Here is a 25,257-nt window from a genome sequence, read left to right as displayed (position 1 = left end):
CATGACCACCGTCAGACCAACCGGCCGCGCGTTCCCGGCCGCCGCCCTCGCCGTCGTGCTCGCGGCGGGCCTCGCCGCCTGCGGCAGCGGCGAGGACGAGGCGAACGCCGGCAGCCCGGCCGGTGCGGGCACGGTGACCATCGGCGCCCAGGCCGACGGCATCGGCCGGAGGACGGACATCAAGGTCGAGAAGCAGCAGGCCATCGCCGACCTGGTGCCCGACGCCGTCAAGGCCGACGGCAAGCTGACCATCGGCCTCGGCGCCCTGCCGACCGGCTTCCCGCCGCTCGCGTTCGTCGGCGACGCCGACAAGACCCTGACCGGCGCCGAGCCCGACCTCGGCCGCCTCGTCGCCGCCGTGTTCGGCCTCACGCCCGAGATCAGCAACGCCACGTGGGACAACCTGTTCGTCGGCATCGACTCCGGCAGGACCGAGGTCGGGTTCTCCAACATCACCGACACCGAGCAGCGCAAGGAGAAGTACGACTTCGCCTCGTACCGGCAGGACAACCTCGGCTTCGCCGTCAGGGACGGCAACGGCTGGAACTTCGACAAGAACTACAAGAACCTGGCCGGGCTCAAGGTCGCCGTCGGCGCCGGCACCAACCAGGAGAAGATCCTGGTCGCGTGGCAGGAGAAGCTGAAGGCCGAAGGCAAGAACCTCGAGATCAAGTACTTCGCCGACACGCCCACCACCTTCAAGGCGCTCGTCTCCGGGCAGATCGACGGCTACTTCGGCCCGAACCCGGGCATCGCCTACCAGATCAGCCGGACGAAGGGCACCGCCGACGCCGTCCGCAACGCCGGCGTGTACTCCGGTGCCGGGGAGACCCTCCAGGGCCTGATCGCGGCCACCACGAAGAAGGACAACCAGCTGGCCGAGGCGCTCGCCGAAGCCATCAACTTCCTGATCGCCAACGGCCAGTACAAGGCCTGGCTCGCCGCCTACAACCTGGACACCGAGGCCGTGCCGGCCTCGCTGGTGAACCCGCCCGGCCTGCCGAAGTCCAACGCCTGACACGTGCCGAGGGCCCCGCGGACGCCGGGGGCCCTCGCCGCGTGCGGGTCAGTCCTCCTCGTCGGAGCCGCGCAGACGGTCGTCGAGCTCCTCGTCCTCCTGGCGTTCACGGGCGTCGGCCTCGTCGTTGTCCTGCTTCTGCCGCTTGGTTTTCTCGGCGACGGCGAGTGCGGCCTTGCGGCTGGACTTGGTCCGCGGCGGCGCCTCGTAGTCCCGTACGCTCCTGGGCACCGGTTCGGCCGCCTCGTCGTCGGAGGGCGCCACCGGGAACCGTGGCTTGAACGTGGGGGCGTCGCCGAGCGCCAGCCGGTCGGTGAGCTCCTCGAACTCCGCCTGCCCGACGGGCAGGTTGAGCCGGGCGATCGCGGTGCTTAGCGACCCGGTGGTGTTCCAGCGGCTGCGCCCGTACGCGACCGGCCAGGCACCGCGGATCGCCTCCCGGTGCACCTGGATGACGCGGACGAGCCGGGTCGCGCGGCTCGGGATCTGCGCGCCGGGCGCGATCCTGGTGAGGTCGTCGTCGCTGTACACGCGTCGCAGCCCCTGCAGGCACAGCAGCAGCCAGAAGTTGGCGGCGATGTCGGCGGCCGCGCCCCTGTCGAAGGTGTCGGCGTCGTCGAGCTCCTCCAAGATCGTCGCCTCGGCCTTGCCGCCGGCGACGGTGCCGATGTCGACGGCGACCAGCGGCAGGGCGTTTCGCAGCGACAGGTACCGCGACGCGGCCCGGCCGAGTGCGGCGACGAGCCGCTCGGCGCCGGTGGCGGCGAGCAGGTCGGCGCGGGCGGCCTCGTCCTCGGCCCACGCGTCGGTGAAGATGCCGTGGGCGTCGCCGGCGGCGCGCACGACCGGCTCGTCGTCGACGAGCGGCGGAAACGTCGGCAGCTCCCGCATCCGGTCGCCGAGGGCGAGCAGGTCGGTGCGGGCCTCGTCGAAGGTCTTGCCCTCCAGCGCCTTGCGCAGCTGGCGGACCAGGACGATGTGCGCGGTCATGTGCTCGCCCTGCCCGTTGAGCAGCGTGTTGCCGCGACCCGCGACGGTCGCCGTCTCCACCTGCCCGTCCTGGTCCGGCGTGACGGTGACGGTCGCACCGCTGACCGCCTGGTCGGCCCAGCCGGCGGCGGCCCGCGCCGGGTTGTGCGGCGCGGCGGCGAAACCGGTGCCGGCGGGCCAGGTCAGCGCCGGGATGTCCGGGAAGCCGAACCCGGTGGTCTGCGTGTCGATGAGCGCGTCGGTGAACGCGGCCTTCGCGTACGACACCGGATACGCGGCGCGGATCTCCGCCAGGTGCCGGCGGATCATCGTGCGGGCGGTCGCACGCCTGGCGTCGACGTCGAGACCCGGGATGCTGGTCGTGTTGGAGGTGGTGCCGAGCGCGAACCCGATCGTCCGCGCGTCCAGCAGCGTCCAGATCGCCGTGCGGACGGTGGCGGCCACGGTGTCGTCGTCGACCTCGTTGCGGCGCAGCGTGTTCAGGGCGGCCTGCTCGCCGCCGCCGATGGCCTGCGCCGGGCCGAGCCAGGCCAGCGCCAGCGGCGCGTAGTTGCGGGCGCTGAGGTAGGCGCCGACCGCCCGGCGCAGCGACGAGCGCGGGGTCCCGCCGGCCGCGGCGGCCGCGCCGAGATGCGCGGTCGCCCGCTGCACCGCGTCCGCGTGCCGCACGGGCGCCTGATCGGTCTGGTCGTCGTCCTGGCCGTAGCCGGGCAGCGCGGCGGTCAGGGTCTGCAGCGCCGTCACCGCCCCCGCGAGGGTCCGGCCGACCAGCGCGCGGCGGACCGTGTCGACGAAGACCGCCCACGACGTGACGTGGTTGCCCTCCCCGGCGAACAGGTGCGTCGACCGGCCGGCCACGGTGATCCGGGTGATCCTGCCGGTCGCCGCGGTGGCGGACCAGGCGATGATGACGTTCGGGTCCCTCGTCGCCCGGCCGGTGAGATCGTAGGCCGGCGGGTCGGCGGGCAGCGCGGCGAGTTGTGCCGCCTCCTGGTGCAGCGGTCCGGTCATGTGCCCCTCCTCAGGTGGCCGGAGCGGCCGCCGTCCGGCCGCTCCGGGGAGAGGACGCCGCAGGCCGGGCCCCTGATACACGATCGGCCGGCGGGCCGGGCGCGCTCGTCGAGGCACGGCTGCGGCCCGGTCGCCGGGCCGCACCCGCCCGCTCCCGACTCAGGTCAGGAACGTGGCGGTGCAGACCGCGGTGGTCTCCGGGCCGGTGGGCCCCCACCAGACACGCATCGGGCCGCGCCGCCCGCTCCCGACTCAGGTCAGCAGCGTGGCGGTGCAGACCGCGGTGGTCTCCGGGCCGGACGGCCCCCACCAGACACGCATCGGGCCGCGCCGCCCGCTCCCGACTCAGGTCAGGAACGTGGCGGTGCAGACCGCGGTGGTCTCCGGGCCGGACGGCCCCCACCAGACACGCATCGGGCCGGCCGGGAGGCCGGGCACCGAGAAGCGGCCGAGCCGGTCGGTGACCCCGGTCCACTCGCCGCCGCTGTGCCGGACCCGGACCGGTGCCTCGACCGGCTGACTGACCTGGCCGATGAGGCGGACCCGGCCGCCGTCGACGACGACCTCGATGTCGATGACGGTGCCGCCGCTGTCGAAGCTCAGCAGCCGTGGCTCGTCCTCGCCGGGATCCGCCCGGATCCCCGCGGCGGCGCCCGCGACGGCGCTGTCCAGCAGCAGGGTGGCGAGGGCGGCGTCGGGGTCGCGCCAGGCGAAGCCGGTCTGCGCCGCCTGGAGCAGCAGCGCGGGGACCGGGTCGGTGTCGACGAACAGCCGCGTCACCGCGTCGCCCAGCTCCTCACCCGCGGGTGGGTGCGTCATGTCTGCCTCCCTTCGGCGTTGGTCCCTGTGTTCGCGGTGCGGCCCGCCGGGCGGGCCAGATACGGCTCGCCGGTGAGCAGGCCGCGTAACGTGTCAAGGCAGCGGGCGCGGGTCGGGCCGATGCTGCCGACCGGCATGTCCAGCGCCGCCGCCAGCTCCGCGTAGCTCGGCGCGGGGTGCGCGCCCATCGCCCGCAGCAGCCGCCCGCAGCGCTGCGGCATCTGGTCGACCGCCTGCCACAGCAGCCGCCGCTCCTCCGCCCGCAGCGCCTCCTCCTCCGGCAGGTCCGTGACCGACGGGGCCTGCCCGAGGTGCTCGGCGACGTCTGCCGGGGACTCCCGGCCGCGCTTGCGGATCATGTCGATCGCCTCGTTGCGGGCGGTCGTGGCGAGCCACGATCCGAGTCCGTCGCCGTTGCGGATCTGACCGAGCTTCTCCACCAGGCGGAACCAGGTCGCCTGGAACACGTCGCCGGCGTCGGCGTCGTTGAAGCGGAAGCTGCGCGCGACCGCCCAGACAAGACCTGAATAGCGCTCCACGAGCGAGTTCCAGGCCCGCTGATCGCCGTCTGCGGCTTCGATCAGGGCGATGGTCGGATCGAATGCCGTCACAACACCGAAGCGTACCCGCCGATAGATCGTGTCGATTGCGACGTCACCTCCTTGGTCGCCGAAAGCACGCTTCCGGTCGACGCGGCGCGCTCCACGATCAGCGCGACCACGTGCGGGGTGGCGAACGACGTGCCGCTCCAGGCGGCCCAGCCGGTGCCGAAGTCGGGGTGGTGGATGTACGTGCTGACCACGTCGGCGCCCGGCGCGGCCACGGTCACCCACGGCCCGCTGTTGCTCCACTCGCACAGCGCGTCGCCGTCGTGCGCGGCGACCGCGACGACCTGCTGCCGCCACGGCACGTCGGCACCGGCGAACCCGGCGGGCCAGAACGGCCGGTCGGAGACGCCGTCGTTGCCGGCGGCGGCCACCACGACGCGGTCCCGGCCGAGCAGGAACCGGTTGAGCGCCCAGCGCAGCAGCACCGGCGGCTGACCGTCCACGGTGTACGAACCCAGCGACAGGTTCAGCACGTCGGTGTCGGTGAGGGCGGCGATGCGCAGTGCCAGCTCCAGCTCGGTGCCGACGCCGAACGTGTCGAGCACCTTGACGATGCGGACCTGGGCGCGGCGGGTGCCCTGGAGGATGACCCCGGCGATGAAGTTGGCGTGCCCGACGTCGGAGTCGATGACGTTGTCCCGGTCGACGTCGACCTCGACCTCGTAGTCGCTCTTGCCGACCCGGTACCGGCTGGCGGGCAGCGGGCTGTCGGCCCACACGCCCGTGTCCATCACCACGACCCTGGTGGCGCCGTCGCCGGCCGGGGCGGCGTCGATGGCCGCGGCCGCCGCCGAGACCGGGCGCCCGAAGGGCCCGCCCTGCTCGAACGGGGACGCGAGCAGCACGTGGTTGGGCCCGGCGACGGTGCCGTCGGAGGCCCGCTCACGGGTCCGGCGGGTGGCGCGGACCGCGTCGAGGCCGGGTGCCCGCAGCCGGCGCACGCCCGGCACGACCTCGTCGGTCGTCACGTCCGCGGCGCGGTGGCCGAGGCCCTCCACGACCCGCCGGGCGTCGTCGTAGTGCTCGTCGACGACGAGCAGCTCGCCGCTGACGTAGCGGACCGGCTGACCACCCGTGGTCTCCGTGCCCATCCACCGCAGGCCCGCCAGGTGCGCCGAGCGCCGCTGCCGCCACCTTTCGAGTCGCCGGGTCGGGTCCACACGTCCGTCTTCGAAGTCAGTCATGTTCAACGTGACGTTCGAGCGAGACCGTCGATACGTCGGGTACCCGACAGTTTCCGGCGATGGGAGGATCCTCGGTTGTGAAGCCGCAGTTATCCGCGCTGGTGCTGGCGACCCGGGCCGTCGACGCGGTCGCCGCCGACCCTGAGAAGGCGCGCACCCTGGCCGTGGCCGCGCTCGCCGCGACCCGCCGGGAGAAGGACCCCGACGCCACGTCGGTCGCGCACCGGGCGCTGGGCCTGGCCGCCCGGTCCGCCGACGACGCGCAGTCCGCGGCCCGGCACCTGCGCTCGGCGCTCCGGGTCGCGCAGCGGCACGACCGGATGACCCTGGCCGCCGAGGCTCGGATGAGCCTGGCCCTGGTGCTGGACGACCTGGGCCGGCCGGCCGCCGCCGTCCGCGAGATCGACGTCGCCCTGCGCAGCCTGCGCGGGCTGCGCCGGGGCCGGGCCGTGATGCAACGGGCGCTGATCCTGCGCCGGCTCGGCCACGACGAGGAGGCGATGGCCGGCTACCGGTCGGCGCTGCGCGTCTTCCGCCGCGAGGGCGACCGGCTCTGGGAGGCCCGGGCGCTGAACAACCGGGCCATCCTGCACAGCTACCACGGCAGCCAGCGCCTCGCCGCCGCCGACCTCGGCGCCGCCGCCGCCATCTACGCCGACCTGGACCTGCCCACCGCCGCCGCGCAGGTGCGGCACAACCTCGGGTTCATCGCCGCGCAGGCCGGCGACGTCCCGCTCGCCCTGTCCCGGTACGAGCAGGCCCGGGAGGTGCTGACCCGCGAGGCCGGGCTGCCGTCGGAGGCGGTGCTGGACCTCGCCGAGCTGCTGCGCTCCGCCCGCCTGCTGCCGGAGGCGCAGCAGGCCGCCCAGGACGCCGTCGACATCTGCCGCCGCGGCCGCCTCGACACCGCCCGCGGCGAGGCGGCGCTGCTGCTGGCCCGCATCGCCCTCGCCCGCGGCAACGCCGAGGAGGCCCGCGACGCCGCCCGCTCCGCCCGCCGGGTGTTCACCGCCCAGCGCCGGGTGCTGCCCGCCGCCCGGGCCCGCGCGGTCGAGCTCGGCGCGGTCATCGCCACCGGCCGGGCCAACCGCGGCACGCTGCGGGAGGTCCGCACGGCCGCGGAGGAGCTCACCGACGCCGGCTGGCTGCTGCCCGGCTGCGAGTCATGGCTCGACGCCGCCCAGCTCGCCCTCGACGTCGGCGACCGCACCGGCGCCGCCGACAGCCTGGAGCGGGCCGCGGCCACCGCCCGCCGCGGCCCCGCCGTGCTGCGCGCCCGCTGGTGGCACCTGCGGGCGGTCGCCGCCCTCGCCGACGGCGACGTCCCCGCCGCCGCCCGCCTCGCCGACGCCGGGCTGCGTGAGTTCGAGGCGCACCGGGCCAGCCTCGGCGCCACCGAGCTGCGCGTGCGCAGCGGCGGCACGGTCGCCGACCTCGCCGCGTTCCGGCTGCGGCTGGCCGTGCGGCACGAGCCGGCCGAGCAGATCCTGCAGTGGTCGCAGCGGTGCCGGGCCGCGACGCTGTGGCTGCCGCCGGCCAGGCCCAGCGGCGACCCGGTGATCGCCCGTGACCTGGCCCGGCTGCGCAGCGTCCACGCCGACCTCGCCGCCGCCCCGATCGGCGCCGGGCACACCGGCCGGCTGCTGCAGCGCCAGCGCGACCTGGAGGAGCAGGTGCGCCGCAGGTCGTGGCAGGCGCACGGCACCGAGGAGGCGACCGCCGCCGGCCCGCCCGTCGACGTGCTCGCCGCGGCCCTCGGCGACCTCGCGTTCGTCGACCTGCTCGCCGTCGACAGCTGCCTGCACGCCCTGGTGCTGGCCGGGGGCCGGGTCACCCACCGGCCGCTCGGCCCGGTCCAGCCGGTCCTCGACGAGCTGCACGCGCTGCGCTTCGCCCAGCGGCGCCTCGTCGCCGGCCGCGGCCACCGCGGTGCCGCGACCCTCGCCGCCGACCACGCCGCCGCCGACCTCGACCGGATGCTGCTCGCCCCGCTCGACGACCTCGTCGGCGACCGCGACCTCGTGCTCGCCCCGACCGGCCAGCTGCAGGCCCTGTCGTGGTCGCTGCTGCCGCGCTGCCGGGGCCGGGCGGTGCGGGTCACCCCGTCGGCGGCGACGTGGTGGCGGGCGCAGCGCACCCCACGCCCGGCCGGGCCCGCGGTGTTCGTCGGTGCCGCCGACCCGCCGCAGGCGCTGCGCGAGGTCACCGGGATCGCCGCCGGTACGCCCGGCGCACGGTTGCTCGCCGGTGACGACGCCCTCGTCGCCGACGTCCTGCACGCCCTCGACGGTGCCCGCCTGGGCCACATCGCGTGCCACGGGCAGTTCCGCACCGACAACGCGCTCTTCTCCGCGCTGCGGCTCACCGACGGCCCGCTGACGATGTACGACCTGTCCGCGCTGGACCGCCCGCCGGGCACCCTGGTGCTGTCCGGCTGCGACACGGGCCTGTCGGCGGTGCATCCGGGGGAGGAGCTGCTCGGCCTGACCAGCACCCTGCTGCAGCTCGGCACCCGCACCGTGGTCGCGAGCACCGGCCCGGTCGACGACGACGCCACCCGCGGCCTGATGACCGACTTCCACAAGCTGCTCGGCACCGGCTGCAGCGAGGCCGCGGCCCTCGCCGCCGCCCAGCTCGCCACCGACGGCGACGCCCGCTACAGCAGCGCCGGCTTCGTCTGCTACGGCGCCGGGTAGGCCGATCCGGTGAGCTTCTCGGAGATCTCCCACATGCGGGTGGCGTCCTGCTCGCCGCGCAGCCGGGAGTAGACGGCCTGCTCGGCGGGCGCGCCCGACAGGTGCCCGAGCCCGCTCGGGCCGTAGAAGCGGCCACCGGACGCGTCCGGGGAGGTCGCGGCGAGCAGGGCCGGCAGCAGCGCCGTCTCGACGGTGCCGAGCAGGATGCCGCGCCGGGACAGCGCGCGGATGAGCCGCACCCCCATGGTGTCCTTCGCCCGGCCCAGCTCGGGCCGGGCGGCCAGCAGGCTGGTCGGCGCGACACCGGGGTGGGCGATGTTGCTGGTGATGCCCCAGCCGCCGGCCCGGCTGCGGCGGTCCAGCTCCAGCCCGAACAGCCCGAGCGCGATCTTCGACTGGCTGTACGCGCGGCGGCCGTTGTAGGAGCGTTCCCAGTTCAGGTCGTCCCAGTTGACGGCGTTCTCGTTCGCGGCGACGCTGAGCTGGGACGTCACCCGCGCGCGCCCCGCCCGCAGCAACGGCAGCAGGTGCCCGACGAGGGCGAAGTGCCCCAGGTGGTTGCAGCCGAACTGCAGCTCGAACCCGTCCGCGGTGCGCTGCAGCTGCGGCGGCGTCATCACACCCGCGTTGTTGACGAGGATGTCGATCGGCCGCCCCTCACCGCGCAACGTGTCGCCGAGCGCGGCGACCGACTCCAGCGACGACAGGTCCAGCGCCCGCAGGGACAGCACGGCCCCCGGGTGCCGCTGCCTGATCGTCGCGATCGCGGCCTCGCCCTTGCGGGCGTTGCGGACGGGCATGACGACCTCGGCACCGGCGCCGGCGAGACGGGCGGCCAGGCCCAGCCCGACGCCGTCGCTGGCGCCGGTGACCACGGCGAGCTTCCCGGCGAGGTCGGGAACGGTGATGTCCGGCATTGCGCACTCCTCGGTTCGGTTCCGCGTCCTGTCCAGGCTGCGGCCGTCCCGCCGGGTTATCCACGGCCTGCCGATCCCAGGCTGCGTGCGGCGCCCGGTGGTAGAACGGATCCCATGATTGATCGGGCCGGGCTCGCCGGGTTCCTGCGGCACCGCCGGGAGTCGCTGCAGCCCGAGGACGTCGGCCTGCCGCGCGGGCAGCGGCGCCGGACCAGCGGCCTGCGCCGGGAAGAGGTCGCCACGCTCTGCCACATCTCCGCCGACTACTACAGCCGGCTGGAGCGCGAGCGCGGCCCGCACCCGTCGGAGCAGATGATCGCCTCGATCGCGCAGGGCCTGCACCTGTCCCTCGCCGAACGCGACCACCTCTTCCGTCTCGCCGGTCACCACCCGCCGATCAGGGGCGCGACCAGTGCGCACATCAGCCCCGGCCTGCTGCGCATCTTCGACCGGCTCACCGACACCCCGGCCGAGATCGTCACCGAGCTCGGCGAGACGCTGCGGCAGACCGCACTGGGCGTCGCGCTCACCGGCGACAACACCCGCTTCACCGGCCCCGCCCGAGCCATCGGCTACCGCTGGTTCACCGACCCCGCGTGCCGGGCGCTGTACCACCCCGACGACCATCCGCTGCACGCCCGCGTCTTCGCCGCCGGACTGCGCCGGGTGGTCACGCTGCGCGGGCCCGGCTCCTGGGCGGCGCACCTGCAGCAGCTGCTGCTCGCCGGCAGCGCCGAGTTCCGCGCCGTGTGGGACGAGCACGAGGTGGACGTCGGCTACAACCACACCAAGCGGTTCATCCACCCGTCGCTCGGCGCGCTCGACCTGGCCTGCCAGTCGCTGCTGGACCCCGACCAGTCGCACGCGCTGCTGGTGTACACCGCCGTGCCCGGCACCGAGAGCTACGAGAAGCTCCAGCTGCTCCCGGCCGTGGGGGTCGCGGCGCCATAGCCACCACCCCGGCACCGTCGTGCGGTTGCAGGCCCGTCCCTGAAGGGCGTCCGCCGACGCCGACGCCGGCACCGCCCGCACCACCGCCTCGGCGGCCCGGCCCCGCCGTCGCCCGGCGGGGCAAGGCCGGCGTGCGGCGGCCCGCTCAGGTCGCCGGGAGGGCCGCAGTCGCGGTGGTGCGGGCGGTGTCGGCGGTGGCGCGGGCGGCGGCGACGATGCCGACGACGGCGCCGATGAGCAGGACGACGGCCCAGATCAGGGCGACGACGGCGACCACGATGCCGGCGACCGCGTCGGTGATGCTGACCAGGACGCCGGGGACGAGGCCGTGCAGGAACGTGACGACCACGTTGCACAGCAGGGAGCTCAGGGTCAGCAGGACGAGGCCCTTGTTCTGCAGGAAGCGGGGCTGGGCGGCGACGAGCGAGGCGGCGAAGACCAGCTTCAGGAACATCAGCAGCGAGAGGATGACCGTGGCGGTACCCCTGGGGAACGACCCGAACAGGATCAGGTAGGCGATCGTGCCGAACGGGAAGGCCAGCAGCAGCGCCACCATGAGCACCAGCTTCGCCACCGCCAGGACGATGAGGCCGAGCGCGGCCAGGATCAGCAGGATCGCCACGACCAGGGTGACCGCGCCCTGCAGGCGGCCGTGCAGGCGGTGCGGCACGACGAGGCCCGCGGCCATCAGCGCCACGGTGAACAGGGCCGCGAAGTCCAGCAGCGCCAGGTAGGGGATGCCGACGCCGGAGGGGCGCTCGACGTGGCCGCCGGCGGGGACCTGCGCGCCGAGCGCGGCGGCGTTGTCGGTCAGCGCGGTGCCCGCGTCGACGCCGCCGACGAGGAGCTGCTCGCCGAGCTCGACGCAGACGACGAGGGCCATGGCGACGAGGGCGACGATGAAGAACGGGGTGCGGAGACGCTCCGTTGCCGGCATGGGTCAGTCCTCCCGGACGACGGTGAGGGTGCAGGTGCGGGCACCGGCGCAGATGAGGTCGATGTCGGTCGCGGCCTTGCCGACCGTCACCTCGACGGTGTCGCCGGCCTTCGCGTCGCTGCGCACCAGCGTGTCCTGGCCGGGGGCCGGGGCCTGCACGCCGACGTCGCTGTCGGCGTGCAGGCGGACCGTGCGGCGGTTGGCGCCGGAGGCGACCCGGACCGTGCAGGTGCCGTCCTTCACGACGAACGCGTCGCCGGTGCGGCACGGGGCGCTGAGGTCGGCCGGGTCGGCGGCGGGGGTCTTCGCGAACCTCGCCCCGAACCACTCGACGAGCCCGCCCGGCTTCCTCAGCGCGTCGCCGTCGTCCTCCCCTGGCAGCGCCGATCCCACGAACATCGCCGTGATCAGCACCAGTACCGCGATCACGACCTTCGTCTGCCTCGTCATGGCTACGCCACCATCTGGGCGATCAGCGCGGGCGCGGTCGGGCCGGTCCCGCCGAAGTCGTCGACGGCCTGCACGGTCCAGAGGATGTTGCCGTTGAACGACAGGTTGACGATGCCGAGCGTCAGGTTCCGTGCCGGCTGCATCGACGGCGTGAACGTCTTCGTCTCGGTGCGGGCGGACAGCGTCGGCAGGTACTGGCAGCCGTTGACGATCGGCGGCTGCACGCACGTGTACATCGACACCTGCACGACCCAGCGCGTCACGTACGCCTCCTGCTGCTCCCAGACGAGCTTGCCGTCGGCCTGCTTCAGCTGCGCGTTCTGCGGGGTCTTCAGCACCGGCGCGCCGAGCCGCACCGCGACGACCAGGTCCACGGGGGTACCGGCGGCGACGGTCCTGGCCGCCGGGACGCTCTGCTCGACGACGGTGTCGGCCTTCGCCGGGTCGTTGCGGTGCTTGATGGTGCCGGCGGTCAGGCCCGCCTGCTTCAGCGCGAACAGGGCCTGGGTCTCGTTGAGCCGGGCCAGGTCCGGCACCGGGATCGGCCCGGACGGCGGCGCGGTGACCGACGGCGCCGGCGACGCGGCCACCTCGACGGCGTCGTCGTCGCCTCCGCCGAGGGTCAGCACGAGGGTGACCGTGACGACGGTGATGACGACCAGCGCGGCGGCGATCGCGATGATCCACCACGGGACCTTGCGTTGCGGCGGGGCCGGCGGGGCGGCGACGTCGAAGACGACCCGGCCGCTGAGCACCGACGACTCCTCGGGTGCGGAGTCCGCGGAGTACGCGCGGCCCTGCACCTCGTAGGCGCCCGGCTTCGCGTCGGCGGGGACGTGCACCTTGAGCAGGAACGACGCCGAGGCCGCCGGCAGGACCCGGCGCTGCGGCTCGTCGACGGTGAACCAGGACGGGTCGGCGTCGCCGCCGGGGACCGGCTCGAACACGACCCGGTCCGCGGCCCGGCCGGGGTTGGTGACGGTGAACGTGGTGCCGCCCTGCTTCGCCTCGTCCAGGGCGATGCGCTCGGCGGCGGTCGTGACGACCCACTTGGTGGACATGACGGTTCCCTTCTAGACAACGGAGACGGTGACGGCAGCGGGCTTCTCCTGCTGCACCACCAGCTGGATCAGGGACAGCTGGTCGCGGGCGGCGTCGGGGACCCGCACGACGACGTGGAACGGGTGGTCCGCGGGCTCCTCGACGGCGAACCCGGGCACCCCGGTCACCGTCGCCAGCAGCGCGCACAGCCCGGCGGCGGTGCCCCGGCCGCGGGCGAGGTCGCCCGCGCGGGCGATCAGGTCCCGCTGCCGCCCGGCCGGCAGCGACCGTCCGATGTGGTCCATCGCCACGCAGCGCAGCAGGAACGGCAGGAACGCCTCCGGCGCGCGGTACGCGGCGAACAGCTCGTCGACCGCGGCGAGCCGGCGTTCGGTCGGCGCGTGCATCGCCTCCATCACGTCCAGCAGCGCGACCAGGACACTGCCGGGCTGCGCCGCGGACTGGTAGACGGCGGGCAGCAGCCGCGCGATGTCGTCACGCCGCATGCTCACGCACCACCTCGACGTCGTGCTCGCCTGAGCACAGCAGCCACGTCTGCGGGATCGTCACCGGCTGCCGGGTCTCCCGGTCGGCGGTGAACGTCCACGTCTTCGCGTCGCCGCTGCGGTACACGCCGCGGGGCCCACCGGCGAGGACCGCGTCGCCGGCGGCGAGGGACAGGACGGGCTCGAAGCGGGTCCGGTCCCGCAGCGGCAGGCCGGCGTTGACGCTGGCCGCCTCCCACTGCGGGGTCTTGCTCGACGTGTCCAGCCGCAGCACCCCGGCGCTCTGCGTGGCGGCGAGCACGGTCGAGCCGGCGAAGTCGAGGTCCCAGCAGGTGCCGCCGGACCAGCCGGACACCACCTGCTCCCACCGCACGTCGGCCTCGAAGAGCCGGGCCCGGTGGCACCCCTGCCCGGGCCGGTTGGGGTCGGACTCGCCGGCGCCGATCCACACCAGCGTCGACGGGCCGTCGTACTGGATCTCGATGGCGCGGGCGTCGGTGCCGCGCAGCCCGATGTGGGTGAACGTGCCGGCGGCGCCCGCGTCGGTGGACAGGTACACGCCGTACTTCGCCTGCGCGGCGAGGACCACGCCGTGGCTGCCGCGTTCGGACACGAACGAACGGACGCCGGAGAAGCCGCGGCCCGGGTCGGTGTTGTCGACGAGCACCTGCAGCGGCACCGCGCCCGCCGCGGCGGCCACCTCGTAGAGGCCGGCGTCGGTCGCGCACAGCAGTGTCGCGACCCCTTCCCGGTCCACCCAGGCCACGTCCGCGATCGCGGGCTCCAGGGCGGCGACCAGCGACCAGGTCTCGCCGAGGTCGGTGGACACGTGCACGGCGCTGGCCCCGTCCGCGGTGCGGGTGACCGCGGCGACCAGGCCGGGCCGGGCGGTGATGCCGGGCCGGTTCGGCGCGGGCGCGGCCACGACCCGCCGGACCTCCTCGTCCGGGAACCGGCCGGCGGGCTCCCAGCCGGCGCCGCCGTCGGTGGAGCGGAACAGGACCTCGCCGCAGCCGGCGTACCAGGTGCCGTCCTGGAACCGGTCGGCGACCACGGACCGCACGGTCCCGTCGGGGACCTCGTCGACCACGAACCGGACGTCGTCGACGTAGCGGACGCCCGGCTCGGCGGACTCCAGCATCCGGTACACGTTCGACGCGCGCAGCGGCTCGCCGAACGCCCAGCCGGTGCGGGTCATCGGCGTCGGCAACGGGCTGATCGTCGCGTACAGCCGGTCGTTGATCCGGCGGCGGACCGCGTCGGCGTCCTCGTGGGCGCCGACGACGACCCGGGCCTTCACCGACACCGCCTTGTAGCGGGCCCAGCCGGCGACGACGCGGGTGCCGAGGGCGCGGCGCGCGTCGAGGTCCTGCTGGGTGTGCAGGCGCACGTCCTCGCCCTGCACCTCCAGCAGCTTCCCGACCGGCAGCCGCCAGTCGGGGCGCGACTCGGCACCGACGTGCGGCACCAGGACGACCTCGACCTCGCCGGGCCGGGCGAAGGACCACATGGTGCTGCGGGTGAACGCGGTCGCCCGGGCCACCGCCGCCGACGCGGCCGTGGCGAGGAGCTCGAAGTCGCGGGCGGTGACGGCGCGGCGCAGCGCGAAGAACTCGTAGGGCCCCCGGGTGAGCGCCGCGTCGACCGGCTCCAGGTCCCGGCCGCCGAACGCGGGCTGCTCGTTGTCGACCCGCACGCCCGGCACCGGGTCGCGCAGCGCGGTGACGGTGTGCGCGGCCACGTTGCCGGCCGAGCCGCCGCCGACCCGGTACCAGATCCGCACCTCACGACCGGCGGGCGGGACCGCCGCGACCGGTGCCCCGCCCGCGTCGACGGCCGGCGCGAACGTGACCGTGCCGGTGCTGCGGTCCAGGTGGTAGACGAGCGCGCCGGCCGGTACCCCGGCGAAGCCCGCGACGGGCTGCCAGATGACGAACGAGCGGCCGTCGTGCTCCCGCGCCGGGACCCCGTCGGGAACCTCCTCGGCGGGGGTCTGCACACCGAGGAGCACGTCGAGGTGCTCGGTGGTGGTGACGACCGGCGCCTTCGCCGTGCGCAGCACCTGCCCGGGCATACCGGTGCCGAGACCGATCAGCTCCGCGGCGACCGGCTCGCAGTGGTGCGCTCTCGTGGTGACCGCGGGCGCGTCCTCGGCGAGCACGACCGTCTCGGTGGTGACGAACACGACCGGCTGCGGGTCGGCGCCCTGCGCGGCAGCCGCTCTGGTGCCCGCCGGGATCGTGATGCGGCCGGTGTCGGCGCCGGTGCGGGTGAACGTCAGTTCCGTCCACGCCGCCGCGGGCGCGTGCCGGGTGATGCCGAGCAGGTTGAGGAACTCGATGTAGGCCTTGTCCGGCAGCCGGTTCAGCCGGTACAGCAGGACCTCGGTGAGATGCGCGAACACCTCCACGAGGGCGATGCCGGGGTCGTGCACCGAAAGGTCGGTCCAGCCGGGGCAGGAGCGGGCGATGCGGTCGCGGGCCTCGCGGACGAGATCGGTGAACGTGCGGTCGTCGAGGTTGGGGATCGGCAGGGTCATGACGCGCTCCCGTCGGACGCCGGACCGAGGTCCAGCGGGATGTCGAGTTCGGCGAGGGTGAGGGTGGCGCGGACCCGGTACCGCAGCTGGATCGTGAGCCGGGTGGGGACGTCCGGGTCGGCGGCCGCGTCGAGCGACACGATCTCCGCGCGCGGCTCCCACCGCTGGACCGCCTGCCGGACGTAGTGCACGGCGAGGCCGGCGGTGGTGTGGTCGTTGGGCGCGAACAGCAGCCGGTTGAGGTGGCAGCCGTACTGCGGCCGCATCAGCCGCTCGCCCGGTGTGGTGGCGAGCAGGAGCAGCAGCGCCTGGCGCACCGCGGCGTCACCGTCCACCATGGACAGCGACCCGGTCGCGGTCAGCGCGGGAGCGAACCGGATCGCCCTCATGCGCCGGCCGCCACGAACGTCTGCCCCGGGTCGCGGACGGTGTAGTGCACCGTGCCGGGCACCGTCCCGTCGGTCAGACCGTCCAGGTCGGACAGTGCGACCCGGTCGCCGTCGACGCGGATCCAGTCGCTGTACCCGGTGGTCACCGCGAGGGTGGTGGTGCAGGGTTTCATGGTCGGCCCGATGTTGGGGCAGCCGGCGATCGTGCGGCCCTGCGGGTCGTCGTCGACGAGGACGTCGGCGCCGCCGACGGTGACCCAGTGCTGCGAGGCGACGTTGGCGACCCGGCCGTCGTGGCCGCAGCGCACGACGGCCCGCACCGTCACGAGTTTCATGTCAGACCTCCGATGAGGGCGTGCTCGAAGTCGACGCTGCGGGCCTTGACGGTGATGCCGTGCCCGGGCGCCTCCAGGACCAGGTCGGTGGCGGCGTGCAGCCGCACCGTGTCGGGCGCGAGGTGCAGGTAGCTGCCGTCGGCGGTCTCCACCCGCAGCGACCGCTCCTCGTCGTCGACGACGATCGACTGCCCGCGCGCGGTCCGCATCGACCAGCGCCGGACCTTGCCGCCGGCCACACCCGCGCCGTCGGGTGCCTTCGTCGTGCCGAACAGGGAGCCGAGGACGACCGCGTCGCCGGTGGCGTCGTGCGGCAGCGCCACGAGCACCGGGTCGCCGACATCCGGGAGCACGACCAGCCCCCTGCCGGCGCCGGCGCCGGGCACGAGCAGCGACACCCAGCCGGCGTCCAGCCCGCCGTGCGCCTGCAACGCGACCCGGACCCGGCCGCAGCCGTCGGGGTCGTCGACGCCGGTCACCCGCCCGAGGGTCAGCGACGCGCCGGGCCGGGTCACCTCCCGCGCCGGCGGCCGCGTCGACAGCCGCGCCAGGTAACCGTCGGCGTCCACCGTGGACACCACCTCGGTGAGCACGTAGGTGCCGTCGAGGGCGGCGGCGACGCCGCGCACGGCGATCCGCCGGCCGGCCCGCAACGCCGCGCTCCCGGCCGCCACCCCGTCGAGGGTCACGGCCCGGGCGGCGCTCGCGTCCAGCGTGCCCTGGGCGACGGCGCGCAGCTCGTCCTCGGTCCGGGCGGACTCGTCGACGAGCGTCAGCGGCGCGGGACTGTCCGGGCGCAGCGCGATGTCCCGGCCGTGCCGCGGCGGCCCGGCGCTCTCGGTGAAGGCCACCGCCCGCTGCGGGTGCCACCCGACCGCCTCGCAGCGCGCCGCGAGCCGGTCGACGGTCGCGGTGACGTCGACGTGGTGCAGGTCCCGGCCGTAGCACAGCGGGACCGGGTCGCCGTGCCCGCGCAGGGTCAGCACCCGCAGTTCGTCGCCGTCGAGGACGGCGAACAGCCCGACCCGGCCGAGGGTCTCGGTGAGCAGCTGCAGGTCCCGCTGCCGGTGCTGCACGACCCGTTCGAGCCGCGGCCCGTCGTCGCCGCCGGTCACCCGCACCCCCGGCAGGTCACCGGCGACCGCCCGCGCGAGGTCGGCGGGGCCGACCCGCTCGAACGACCGGACGCTCTGCCGCGCCCGGAGCCGGTGCAGCAGGTCGTAGCCGGTGAGCCGGGTCTCGGTGCCGCCGTCCGCCGTGCGGGTCAGGCCCACGCCGGTCACCTCGCCGGCGAACAGCGGCCGGTCGTCGCCGTCGACCCGCACGACGAGCGCGGCGCCGAGCAGTTCCAGGGCGCGGCCGTGGGGGTCGTCAAGGGTCAGCTCGCACTGGGCCGGCTGCGACAGCCGGCTGGTGACCCGCACCCCGGCGACACGGCACCCGTCGGGCAGTTCGGCGCCGGCCGCGGTCACCCGCACCGCCGGCATCATGACGCGCCACCCGTCGCCGGCACCGACAGCACCCGGCCGGGCGCCACCGCGAAGGGGTCGTCGACGCCGTTGTGCCCGGCGAGCTCCCGCCACCGCATCGGGCTGCCGAGCGCCTCCGCCGCGAGCAGGTCGATCCTGGCGCCGGCGCCGCCCGCCGCGGTGGTGCCGTCACCGAGCGCCTGCACCGCCGTCGGTGTGGTGCCGGGCGTGCTGCCGGCCGCGGTGCGGGCGAGCTCCTCGTCGAAGTCGTGGGTGGCGGCGTGCTTCGGCTCGTCGACCCGCACCAGCTTCAGCCGCATCCACGACCGCCCGGGCGCGCCCGTCGGCCCGAACGCGTCGAAGCGTTCCGCGATCGCGGCGATGACGCCCGGCACGTTCCACGACCGGCCCCACACGAGGCGGATCAGCGGCGGGCGCGCGGAGCCGAGCTCCTCCGCGGTGTTCTCCGCGAGGTTCCACAGCTTCGCGGTCAGCTCCCGGACGTCCTGCGGCGCGGTCCGCGACTCGGCGAACGCGACGTCGAACACCATGTCCAGCAGCAGTTCGGTGCGCCCGCCGCCGGTGAACCGCACCGGGTCGTCGACCCGTCCACGCCCCACCAGGCGGGCGCCCTGCGCGGCGGGCGTGCGGATGCCGGCGAGCCGTTTGACCTCGAACGTTTCCGGGTTGAGCAGGCAGTCGATCCGCTCGCCGGTGTCGTCGACGACGAACGCTACGCGTTCCATGGCAGTCCTCGCTGTTCCTCGTCGAGCCGGCGGGCCCGGCCGTCGCCCCGCCGCGGCGCGACCGTCCACTGTGTGGTGTCGTCGGGCAGCTCCGGCCACCGTCCGGGAACCGCCACTGCGTCGGTGTTCTCCGCCGGTGTACGGGAGCGCTCCGGACCGCCGGGAACCGCCGGGGAGCGCATCGCCCGTCCTGCCGGATGTCCGCGACCGCTGTCGGCGTGGCTGTCGTCCTCACCGTCGAGCCGGGGCCACGGCCCGCGCCTGACGACGTCCTCGCCGCCCCGGTCGTCCGGGACGGTGCGGGTCCGCGGTGCGGGGTCCGCCGCCGGCGGGGCGAGCCGTGCCGGTGCGGAGGGATCCGCCGGTTGCGAAGGCCGCTGCCAGGCGGTGCGCGCCGGTTCCGGAAGGTCGGACCGGTGCGGCACCACCGGGTCGCTCACGGCCGGCTCGAGATCCGGGAAGTGGACCACGGGCCGCTTCGCCCGGAACGTCCTCGGCTCCGCATCGGGCCGCGGCCGGACCGGCACGGGCACGGGCTCCGTGACCCGGGTGCGCGGCACGGGCACGGCGGCGAGCTCCACGACCTCGACCTGCGGCACGGCTCCGAGCGCGCGCCGCTGAGACCGGCGCGTGGGTTCGGGTTCGTGCCGCTGAGACCGGCGCGTGGGTTCGGGTTCGTGCCGCTGAGGCCGGCGTGCGGGTCCGGGTGTGTGCCCCTCGGCCCCGGCCGGTGGTGCCGGCCGCCGCGCGGGTTCGGGGAAGTGCCGTGGATCCGGCACGGCGCTGCGCAGCTCGACGTCCACGGTGGAGGTCACCGTGCGGCGGGGGCCGGCGGCCGCGGTGACCGCGACCGCCGTCTCCACACGCGACACCACGGGCGCCGGACCGGCCGGCGCCACCACGTGCACGTCCGACCGCACGAGTGCCGGCGGAGGTGCCGGCGCGATCGGGGCGACCGGGGCGAACGCCAGCACCTTCGCCGGGACCTTCGGGTGCGGCGCCTGCCGCACCGGCGGTCGCAGGAGCTGCGGGGCGTGCTGGCGGACCAGGGCCAGCCAGTGCTCCGGCGCCCCTTGCGGAGCCCACTCCTCGGCAGCGACCGCCGGATCCGGTGCCGGTGCCGCGTCGAGGCGGTCGGCGGCCGCGGTCGCCCGGGCCGCCGTCCAGCGCAGGCCGGCCGAGACGCTGCTACGCAGCCGACGCGGTGCCACCGCCGGCCTCCCGCTGCAGGCCCTCGTGCGCGAGCACCAGGGTCTCGATGGCCAGGTCACGGCTCATGGCGTCCAGGGGCGCGCCGAACCACTCCTGCGGCCAGGCATTGATGAGGTTCCACCGCAGCGCCTCGGCGACACCGGCCGCGTCGAGCATGACGATGGAGATGTTGCGGCGGCTGACCTTGCCCTCGACGGCGGTCATCAGCCACTGCCACAGGTCGGTGGAGTTGGTGAGGCCGAAGCGCAGCGTCACCGGCGGGTACGTGACGCGCCCGGGGATGGCGCGCACGACGCTGCTGTTGCCGGCCTCGCGGTAGGAGATCCGCTCGACCTTGACGCCGAGCCCGGTCACCTCCGTGAAATGGCCCTCGGTGACGTTGTTGATGAGGAGCTTGAAGTTGTACGCGCGAAACGGGTCGACCGAGTTGCCGGGCTGTGCCGACGGGGCCGGGACGGGTGCGGTCATCGAGCTGCTCCCCTTACTGGGCTTCGGATCCGATGGAGGACTGGCTGAGCTTGAACACGACGAACTCGGCGGGCTTCACCGGCGCGACGCCGATGAGGGCGACGACCTGGCCCGCGTCGCGGACGTCGGCGGGGTTGGTCTCGGCGTCGCACTTGACGAAGAACGCCTCCTGCGGGGTCGCGCCCAGCAGCGCGCCGTCGCGCCACACCCGGGTCAGGAACGCGCTGATGTCCCGCCGGATCGAGCGCCACAGCTGCTCGTCGTTGGGCTCGAACACGATCCAGCGGGTGCCGTCGCCGATGGACTCCTTGAGCATGGAGAAGAGCCGCCGGACGTTGAGGTAGCGCCACTCGGACGCCTCCGCGGCGAGGGTGCGCGCCCCCCAGACCCTGATGCCCTCGGACGGGAAGTAGCGGATGCAGTTGACCCCGGCCGGGTTGAGCAGGTCCTGCTCGGCTCGGGTCACCCGGTACGTGAGGTCGACGGCGCCCCGGACGGGCTCGTTGGCGGGCGCCTTGTGCACGCCGCGCAGCGCGTCGTTGCGGGCCCAGAGGCCGGCGACGTGCCCGCTCGGCGGGGTGGACACCACGTCACCGCTGAGCGGGTCGCGCACGACCAGCCACGGCACGTAGAAGGTGCCGTAGTCGCTCTGGCGGGGGCGCAGGCCGCCGTCGTCGGCAGCGGCCTGCGGGGCGGGCTGCTGGCCGTCCGTGGCCGTCTTCGCCGGCTTCTTGGCCGGCGGCGGGGTGGCGACCCGCACAAGCCGCTCCACGTCGGTGATCTCCTCCGGCGGGTCGAGGATCGCCATCCGGTCGCCGAGGTTCTCGCAGTGCTTGAGCAGGTCCTCGTGCGAGAGCACGTCGGTGTAGCCGGGCGCGGCGACGATCGCGATCTCGTCGATCGCCTCCAGCAGGCCGAGCCCGGAGCGGGTGCGCCCGGTGCCGGCGATCGGGTCGCCCGGCGGGATGTTGACGACGTAGCAGCGGCCGCCGCCGTTGTCGAAGAACCCGTAGACGGCCCGGGCCAGCGGGGTGCTCGCCGGGGTCTCGGTGCCGCCGGCGTAGATGCGCAGGAACTCCGACCAGCTGCCGACGGCGACCGCCTCGTTGCGGCGGGCGTCGCGGTCCGGTGCCGTGCCGACGAACCCGGCGGTGCTGGTGCCGACCGCGCCGATGGGCCGGGCGCCGCCGCTGACCTCCTCGACGTAGACGCCGGGAGACGCGTAGTAGGGCATGTCATACCTCCGTGATCTCGCACCGGATGACCGCCGGGGCGGCGGTATCGGCGGTGACGTGGTGGTGGAACCGAAGGCCGCGGCCGGTCAGCCGCAGCCGCACATCCTGGCCCGCCGGCAGTCCGGGCAGGACGAACCTGCCGTCGGCGCCGGTGTAGGCGACCTGGGTACGGTCAGCGCTCTCCACCCGCATGCCGGGGACCGGCGTGTCGCGGGGTCCGAGCACCACGCCGGACAGGGGCCGCAACGGCACCGTGTCGATCCGCAGCGGCGCGGTGACCCGCGGCGCCACGGGCAGCGTCCGGTCGAGGTGGCCGGGGATGTCGACGCAGAACGCCGGCCTGGCCGGTACCCCGGCCGACTGCCACACGTGCGCCGGCACCTCGTCGAAGACCGGCGGGTGCGGCCCGGCGGCGGTGACGGCGAGCAGCCGGTCGAGCGTCGCGACGTCGTCGGCGCGGGCGGTGGCCAGCAGGAACCGCATCCGGAACCGGACCGGGTCGACGCCCGTGACGGGCCGGAGGCCCTGCTCGGGCAGCAGCCCGACCAGCCAGACGTACACGTCGGGCTTCTTCGGCTCGGGGCCGTCGGGCCCTTTGGCCGTGCTCGTGCCGGCGGCCGGCGGCGGGCCGGAGCGGGCGGTGAGGCCCGCGCCGCCGACCCGGCGCAGCAGGCCGGTGGTGGCGGCCTCGACGACGCCCGGTTCTGGCATGGCTGCTCCCTTGCGGCTCGGTGGGATGAGGTCGCAAGGCAGGACGGGCGGGCGGTCCGTCTGATACCGGAGGCCGATGTCGCCAACCGGACACGCTCCGTCGCGGCGCGGCGGTATCACCGGCGGCGCCCGGCCGTCCTACTCGCGACGCGCGCGACGACGACCTCAGGAGGTTCCCGCCATGCATCCCAGTGACCCGCGGCCCGGGTCCGCCTGCTTCCGCGGCCCGCGGCTGCGGATCGGCGTCAGGATCGGGCGGCTGCTGCGCCTGATCGACCACCGGCTGACGATCGTCGACGACTTCACACCGTTCCGGACCCGATCACCGATGTGGGGCCGCACCCGGCCACGCCTCGCCGGGCCGGACACCGGGCAGGTCGGCGGGCAGGACAGCGGGCCGGTGGTCACCGACACCGCCCGCGCCGGTGCGTTGCGCGACCTCGTCGGCGAGCACCTGCACCTCGGCGACGTGCAGCGCACCGTCGCGAGGATCGGCGGGGACGGCCACGAGTACCGCACCGTCATCCGCGGCGGCGTGCTCAGCGCCCGCGCGCACGCCTGGCTGTCCGGCCTGACGTTCACGGAGTCGCTGAACACGCTGCCGCTGTGCTTCGGCTCGCGCGGCCTGCACCTGCCGCCGCACAACGAGCAGTTCTTCGTCCTCAACGCCGACTACACGTGGGAGCAGGTCGGGCACCCGCTCGACGTGCCGGTGCCGGGCCAGCACGTCGTGCGGCGGTCCGACTTCTGGATCTCGGCCCGCCCCGACATGACGATCGGCGGGTTCACGGCCGGGGCCTACCGGCCGCAAGGACCGTCCGACCTCGCCGAGCACGTCCTGGCGCTGCTTCCGACCGGTGAGGTGTACTTCGCCGGGCACGGCGAAGGCCGGTCGGCGCTGCGGGTCGCGGGCGGGTTCACCAACCTGCTGGCGCCGTTCGTGTGCTCGGTGATGGTGCGCTCGTTCGTGCACTACGCGGAGCTGCAGGCGGAGCGCGCCGAGCGCGGCGACGTGCCGCTGAACCTGGTCACCGACCACCGCTCGGCGTCGGCGGCGCTGGACCGGTACGTCATGCGCCGCGACCGGCAGTTGTGGCTGGCCCGCCGGTTCGCCGCCGGCCTGGACCGGCTCACGTGGCTGTCGAGGCTGTCCACCGCGGTGGTGGGCACCGGTCCCGGACCGGCGGAGACGCTGCTGCCGTTCGTGCTGTCGCTGGTGCTGATCCTCGAGGACGACGAGGACGAGGACTTCGGCACCGGGCTGGTCGTGCTCGACGAGCACGACCGGCCCGTCCAGCAGGCACCCGTGCCGATCGGCGAGCTGTGCTGAGCTGTGCCGAGCCAGGGCCGAGCCAGGGCCGAGCTAGGGCAGCCGGGTGTTCTGGTCGGCGATGACCAGCCATTGCCCGTCGACGAGGGCGTAGGTGAGCGTGAAGTAGGCGTGGGTGTCCGACTCGACCGCCCCTTCGGCGTCGACGACGACGAACCGGTACTCGATGAGCACCCACCCAGCGCCGCCGGCCTCGATCACCCGCCGGACGGTGCGCTCCTGCGTCCAGGTGTCGTCGGCGAACATCTCCCGGTGCAGCTCGACGACCGCGGCCTTCCCGTCCAGCAGCGTGCCGTTGGGCAGGATCAGCTGGACCTCGTCGGCGAGCGTCGCCGCATACGCGTCGAGGTTCTTGGCGTCCAGCGCCGCCAGATGCTCCCGCAGTGCCTCGTCCAGCCCACGCTCCGCCACAGCGGCCCCCTTCGACGCCCATCAAAGTCCGACGAGGATCGTAGCCCGCCCGGCGTCAGGCCGGGCTGGGGAACGGGCGGGTGCGGCGGGCCCAGCCGGCGGCGTGGGTGACGGCGCCGCCGAGGGCCGCGGACAGCAGGCCCGCCAGGATCCATCCAGGGATGCCGAGGCCGAGGACGACGCCGGTGGCGAGCAGTGGCCCGGCGACCCCCTCCACCGACATGCCGAGGCTGAACATGCCCTGGTAGCGCCCGGGTTCGCGGCGGTCGGCGAGGTCGAAGTTCAGCGTCCACGCGGCGAGCGACGTCAGCAGCTCGCTCACCGTCAGCACCGCGACGCCAGCCGCCAGCAGTGCGACGGCGGGCAGCGGCGGTACCACCGCCGACAAGGCCATCAGGACGCAGGCCGAGGCGATCAGTGCGGCCCCGCGCCAGGCGGTGACCCCGGCCGCGCGCCGGGCGAACGGGATCTGCAGGACGACGCTGAGCAGCGTGTGACCGCCGAGCAGGAAGGCGACGGTGACGTCGGGCGCGCCGGTGCGGGTGATCACCCACAGCGGCAGGGCGATCGTGAGCAGGCTGCGGTAGGTCGCCTGCAGACCGCACAGCACCGCCACCGACAGGTAGGGCAGGTCGCGGGTCACCGGCCGGGCGGCCGCCCGGCGCGGTGCCGGCCGGTGGCGGGGGAGCAGCGCCGACAGCGCGGCGGTCAGCGCCGCCGCGAGCGCGTTGCCGAAGATCATGACGAGGTACGCGGGGCGGGTGCCCACCTGCAGCGGCACGATCGCGGCCAGGGTGCCCACGGACACGCCGATCTTGGCCGCGGTGCGCAGGCAGCCCTTGACCCGGATCCGGTCGGCGTCGCCGGTCATGCCGGCGACGACGGTGTCGCGGGCGACCCGGGCGGCGTGGTCGGCGGCGGTCAGCACGCAGATCACGGCCAGGAAGCAGGCGACGTCGTGGACGGCGGCGTACAGCGGCATCAGCACCGCCTGCGCGGCCGTCATCGCGACGAGCAGGTCACGGGCGCCGAACCGGTCCGCGAGCCGCCCCGCGACGAGCGCCGCGGCGACCGCGACGAACCCGGCCAGGGTCATGCCGGCGCCGACCTCCCCGGCGCGCAGCCCGGCGGACCTGGTGAGGAACACCGCGCTGCCGGCGGCGAAGCTGCCCGTGCCGATCGAGTGCACCAATGTGGCGGCGGTGAGCACCCGCGTATCCCGTTGCATGCACTGCAGGACGGCGACGGGCGGCCCGGCCGGACATCACCGTTGCGTCGGCTACC

The 25,257-nt window shown here is 74.9% G+C and carries 24 protein-coding genes; 4 read left to right on the top strand and 20 right to left on the bottom strand.

The annotated features are described in order from the left end of the window. Position 1: 1 nt before the first annotated feature. Complete coding sequence (locus ACZ6TV_RS34145; RefSeq protein WP_465301763.1) at positions 2–1,018, top strand: ABC transporter substrate-binding protein; 1,017 nt, start codon at positions 2–4, stop codon at positions 1,016–1,018. Between the two features lie 48 nt (positions 1,019–1,066). On the opposite strand, the gene ACZ6TV_RS34140 is transcribed toward ACZ6TV_RS34145, so the two are convergent. The 4 genes from ACZ6TV_RS34140 to ACZ6TV_RS34125 form a co-directional block, all read right to left on the bottom strand. Continuing rightward, the gene (locus ACZ6TV_RS34140; protein WP_465301761.1) at positions 1,067–3,019 is read right to left on the bottom strand and encodes a hypothetical protein; all 1,953 of its coding nucleotides are present in this window, start codon (positions 3,017–3,019) and stop codon (positions 1,067–1,069) included. A gap of 345 nt (positions 3,020–3,364) precedes the next feature. Then, positions 3,365–3,838: a hypothetical protein gene (locus ACZ6TV_RS34135; protein ID WP_465301759.1), complete on the bottom strand. Its 474-nt coding sequence runs from the start codon at positions 3,836–3,838 to the stop codon at positions 3,365–3,367. Then, positions 3,835–4,449 carry an RNA polymerase sigma factor gene (locus tag ACZ6TV_RS34130; protein ID WP_465301757.1) on the bottom strand — a complete coding sequence of 205 codons (615 nt, stop codon included), beginning with the start codon at positions 4,447–4,449 and terminating at the stop codon, positions 3,835–3,837. The genes ACZ6TV_RS34135 and ACZ6TV_RS34130 overlap by 4 nt, the downstream gene beginning before the upstream one ends. Beyond that, positions 4,446–5,630 carry a S8 family peptidase gene (locus ACZ6TV_RS34125; RefSeq protein WP_465301755.1) on the bottom strand — a complete coding sequence of 395 codons (1,185 nt, stop codon included), beginning with the start codon at positions 5,628–5,630 and terminating at the stop codon, positions 4,446–4,448. Before ACZ6TV_RS34125 ends, ACZ6TV_RS34130 begins: the two co-directional genes overlap by 4 nt. A gap of 77 nt (positions 5,631–5,707) precedes the next feature. Between ACZ6TV_RS34125 and ACZ6TV_RS34120 the strand changes: the two genes are divergently transcribed. Then, positions 5,708–8,326 carry a CHAT domain-containing protein gene (locus tag ACZ6TV_RS34120; protein WP_465301753.1) on the top strand — a complete coding sequence of 873 codons (2,619 nt, stop codon included), beginning with the start codon at positions 5,708–5,710 and terminating at the stop codon, positions 8,324–8,326. Here ACZ6TV_RS34120 and ACZ6TV_RS34115 read toward each other — a convergent pair. Then, positions 8,311–9,243: an SDR family oxidoreductase gene (locus ACZ6TV_RS34115; RefSeq protein WP_465301751.1), complete on the bottom strand. Its 933-nt coding sequence runs from the start codon at positions 9,241–9,243 to the stop codon at positions 8,311–8,313. The two genes, ACZ6TV_RS34120 and ACZ6TV_RS34115, sit on opposite strands and share 16 nt — an antisense overlap. Before the next feature lie 114 nt (positions 9,244–9,357). On the opposite strand from ACZ6TV_RS34115, the gene ACZ6TV_RS34110 reads away from it, so the two are divergent. Then, positions 9,358–10,194 carry a helix-turn-helix transcriptional regulator gene (locus ACZ6TV_RS34110; protein ID WP_465301750.1) on the top strand — a complete coding sequence of 279 codons (837 nt, stop codon included), beginning with the start codon at positions 9,358–9,360 and terminating at the stop codon, positions 10,192–10,194. Positions 10,195–10,339: 145 nt separating this feature from the next. Here the strand turns inward: ACZ6TV_RS34110 and ACZ6TV_RS34105 are convergent, their stop codons facing one another. Genes ACZ6TV_RS34105 through ACZ6TV_RS34045 form a run of 13 tightly spaced genes read right to left on the bottom strand, consistent with a single transcriptional unit; the run spans position 10,340 to position 22,232 of the window. Beyond that, positions 10,340–11,131, bottom strand: a complete 792-nt coding sequence (locus tag ACZ6TV_RS34105) for a hypothetical protein (protein WP_465301748.1) — start codon at positions 11,129–11,131, stop codon at positions 10,340–10,342. Between the two features lie 3 nt (positions 11,132–11,134). Further along, positions 11,135–11,581 (bottom strand): hypothetical protein, encoded by a 447-nt coding sequence (locus ACZ6TV_RS34100; protein ID WP_465301746.1) that lies wholly within the window; start codon positions 11,579–11,581, stop codon positions 11,135–11,137. Between the two features lie 2 nt (positions 11,582–11,583). After that, positions 11,584–12,642: a PASTA domain-containing protein gene (locus ACZ6TV_RS34095; protein WP_465301744.1), complete on the bottom strand. Its 1,059-nt coding sequence runs from the start codon at positions 12,640–12,642 to the stop codon at positions 11,584–11,586. Positions 12,643–12,654: 12 nt separating this feature from the next. Beyond that, entirely contained in the window at positions 12,655–13,128 is a 474-nt protein-coding gene (locus ACZ6TV_RS34090; protein WP_465301742.1) for a phage tail protein, read from the bottom strand. Further along, positions 13,118–15,667, bottom strand: a complete 2,550-nt coding sequence (locus ACZ6TV_RS34085) for a putative baseplate assembly protein (RefSeq protein WP_465301740.1) — start codon at positions 15,665–15,667, stop codon at positions 13,118–13,120. Before ACZ6TV_RS34085 ends, ACZ6TV_RS34090 begins: the two co-directional genes overlap by 11 nt. Continuing rightward, positions 15,664–16,056: a GPW/gp25 family protein gene (locus ACZ6TV_RS34080; protein ID WP_465301738.1), complete on the bottom strand. Its 393-nt coding sequence runs from the start codon at positions 16,054–16,056 to the stop codon at positions 15,664–15,666. Before ACZ6TV_RS34080 ends, ACZ6TV_RS34085 begins: the two co-directional genes overlap by 4 nt. After that, entirely contained in the window at positions 16,053–16,391 is a 339-nt protein-coding gene (locus tag ACZ6TV_RS34075; RefSeq protein ID WP_465301736.1) for a hypothetical protein, read from the bottom strand. Before ACZ6TV_RS34075 ends, ACZ6TV_RS34080 begins: the two co-directional genes overlap by 4 nt. Beyond that, positions 16,388–17,869 (bottom strand): phage baseplate assembly protein V, encoded by a 1,482-nt coding sequence (locus ACZ6TV_RS34070; RefSeq protein WP_465301734.1) that lies wholly within the window; start codon positions 17,867–17,869, stop codon positions 16,388–16,390. Before ACZ6TV_RS34070 ends, ACZ6TV_RS34075 begins: the two co-directional genes overlap by 4 nt. Positions 17,870–17,877: 8 nt before the next feature. After that, on the bottom strand, positions 17,878–18,606 hold the full coding sequence (locus ACZ6TV_RS34065) for a CIS tube protein (RefSeq protein ID WP_465301732.1): 729 nt from the start codon (positions 18,604–18,606) through the stop codon (positions 17,878–17,880). Continuing rightward, complete coding sequence (locus ACZ6TV_RS34060; RefSeq protein WP_465301730.1) at positions 18,594–19,817, bottom strand: hypothetical protein; 1,224 nt, start codon at positions 19,815–19,817, stop codon at positions 18,594–18,596. Before ACZ6TV_RS34060 ends, ACZ6TV_RS34065 begins: the two co-directional genes overlap by 13 nt. Continuing rightward, complete coding sequence (locus ACZ6TV_RS34055) at positions 19,795–20,286, bottom strand: phage tail protein (protein WP_465301728.1); 492 nt, start codon at positions 20,284–20,286, stop codon at positions 19,795–19,797. The genes ACZ6TV_RS34060 and ACZ6TV_RS34055 overlap by 23 nt, the downstream gene beginning before the upstream one ends. A gap of 13 nt (positions 20,287–20,299) precedes the next feature. Beyond that, entirely contained in the window at positions 20,300–21,520 is a 1,221-nt protein-coding gene (locus ACZ6TV_RS34050; RefSeq protein ID WP_465301726.1) for a phage tail sheath family protein, read from the bottom strand. 1 nt (position 21,521) lies between these two features. Continuing rightward, positions 21,522–22,232 (bottom strand): carboxypeptidase-like regulatory domain-containing protein, encoded by a 711-nt coding sequence (locus ACZ6TV_RS34045; protein ID WP_465301724.1) that lies wholly within the window; start codon positions 22,230–22,232, stop codon positions 21,522–21,524. A 181-nt stretch (positions 22,233–22,413) separates the two neighbouring features. On the opposite strand from ACZ6TV_RS34045, the gene ACZ6TV_RS34040 reads away from it, so the two are divergent. Beyond that, positions 22,414–23,562, top strand: a complete 1,149-nt coding sequence (locus ACZ6TV_RS34040; protein WP_465301722.1) for a hypothetical protein — start codon at positions 22,414–22,416, stop codon at positions 23,560–23,562. A 33-nt stretch (positions 23,563–23,595) separates the two neighbouring features. Here the strand turns inward: ACZ6TV_RS34040 and ACZ6TV_RS34035 are convergent, their stop codons facing one another. Then, a complete protein-coding gene (locus tag ACZ6TV_RS34035; RefSeq protein WP_465301720.1) occupies positions 23,596–23,973 on the bottom strand; it encodes a YybH family protein in 378 nt (125 codons plus the stop codon). Positions 23,974–24,028: 55 nt separating this feature from the next. Continuing rightward, on the bottom strand, positions 24,029–25,201 hold the full coding sequence (locus tag ACZ6TV_RS34030) for an MFS transporter (protein WP_465301718.1): 1,173 nt from the start codon (positions 25,199–25,201) through the stop codon (positions 24,029–24,031). Positions 25,202–25,257: the final 56 nt, after the last annotated feature.

Source organism: Dactylosporangium sp. NPDC051087 (assembly GCF_055586325.1).
Note: the sequence above shows the minus strand (reverse complement) of the source record. Positions and strands in the feature narration are given on the sequence as shown.

What these genes read in the sequence shown, in the direction of transcription:
- ACZ6TV_RS34135 (WP_465301759.1), bottom strand. Translation starts at nt 3,838, where the DNA reads ATGACGCACCCACCCGCGGGTGAGGAGCTGGGCGACGCGGTGACGCGG.
- ACZ6TV_RS34140 (WP_465301761.1), bottom strand. Translation starts at nt 3,019, where the DNA reads ATGACCGGACCGCTGCACCAGGAGGCGGCACAACTCGCCGCGCTGCCC.
- ACZ6TV_RS34090 (WP_465301742.1), bottom strand. Translation starts at nt 13,128, where the DNA reads ATGCGGCGTGACGACATCGCGCGGCTGCTGCCCGCCGTCTACCAGTCC.
- ACZ6TV_RS34110 (WP_465301750.1), top strand. Translation starts at nt 9,358, where the DNA reads ATGATTGATCGGGCCGGGCTCGCCGGGTTCCTGCGGCACCGCCGGGAG.
- ACZ6TV_RS34050 (WP_465301726.1), bottom strand. Translation starts at nt 21,520, where the DNA reads ATGCCCTACTACGCGTCTCCCGGCGTCTACGTCGAGGAGGTCAGCGGC.
- ACZ6TV_RS34085 (WP_465301740.1), bottom strand. Translation starts at nt 15,667, where the DNA reads ATGACCCTGCCGATCCCCAACCTCGACGACCGCACGTTCACCGATCTC.
- ACZ6TV_RS34030 (WP_465301718.1), bottom strand. Translation starts at nt 25,201, where the DNA reads ATGCAACGGGATACGCGGGTGCTCACCGCCGCCACATTGGTGCACTCG.
- ACZ6TV_RS34065 (WP_465301732.1), bottom strand. Translation starts at nt 18,606, where the DNA reads ATGGAACGCGTAGCGTTCGTCGTCGACGACACCGGCGAGCGGATCGAC.
- ACZ6TV_RS34105 (WP_465301748.1), bottom strand. Translation starts at nt 11,131, where the DNA reads ATGCCGGCAACGGAGCGTCTCCGCACCCCGTTCTTCATCGTCGCCCTC.
- ACZ6TV_RS34145 (WP_465301763.1), top strand. Translation starts at nt 2, where the DNA reads ATGACCACCGTCAGACCAACCGGCCGCGCGTTCCCGGCCGCCGCCCTC.
- ACZ6TV_RS34115 (WP_465301751.1), bottom strand. Translation starts at nt 9,243, where the DNA reads ATGCCGGACATCACCGTTCCCGACCTCGCCGGGAAGCTCGCCGTGGTC.
- ACZ6TV_RS34075 (WP_465301736.1), bottom strand. Translation starts at nt 16,391, where the DNA reads ATGAAACTCGTGACGGTGCGGGCCGTCGTGCGCTGCGGCCACGACGGC.
- ACZ6TV_RS34055 (WP_465301728.1), bottom strand. Translation starts at nt 20,286, where the DNA reads ATGACCGCACCCGTCCCGGCCCCGTCGGCACAGCCCGGCAACTCGGTC.
- ACZ6TV_RS34040 (WP_465301722.1), top strand. Translation starts at nt 22,414, where the DNA reads ATGCATCCCAGTGACCCGCGGCCCGGGTCCGCCTGCTTCCGCGGCCCG.
- ACZ6TV_RS34080 (WP_465301738.1), bottom strand. Translation starts at nt 16,056, where the DNA reads ATGAGGGCGATCCGGTTCGCTCCCGCGCTGACCGCGACCGGGTCGCTG.
- ACZ6TV_RS34125 (WP_465301755.1), bottom strand. Translation starts at nt 5,630, where the DNA reads ATGACTGACTTCGAAGACGGACGTGTGGACCCGACCCGGCGACTCGAA.
- ACZ6TV_RS34100 (WP_465301746.1), bottom strand. Translation starts at nt 11,581, where the DNA reads ATGACGAGGCAGACGAAGGTCGTGATCGCGGTACTGGTGCTGATCACG.
- ACZ6TV_RS34045 (WP_465301724.1), bottom strand. Translation starts at nt 22,232, where the DNA reads ATGCCAGAACCGGGCGTCGTCGAGGCCGCCACCACCGGCCTGCTGCGC.
- ACZ6TV_RS34095 (WP_465301744.1), bottom strand. Translation starts at nt 12,642, where the DNA reads ATGTCCACCAAGTGGGTCGTCACGACCGCCGCCGAGCGCATCGCCCTG.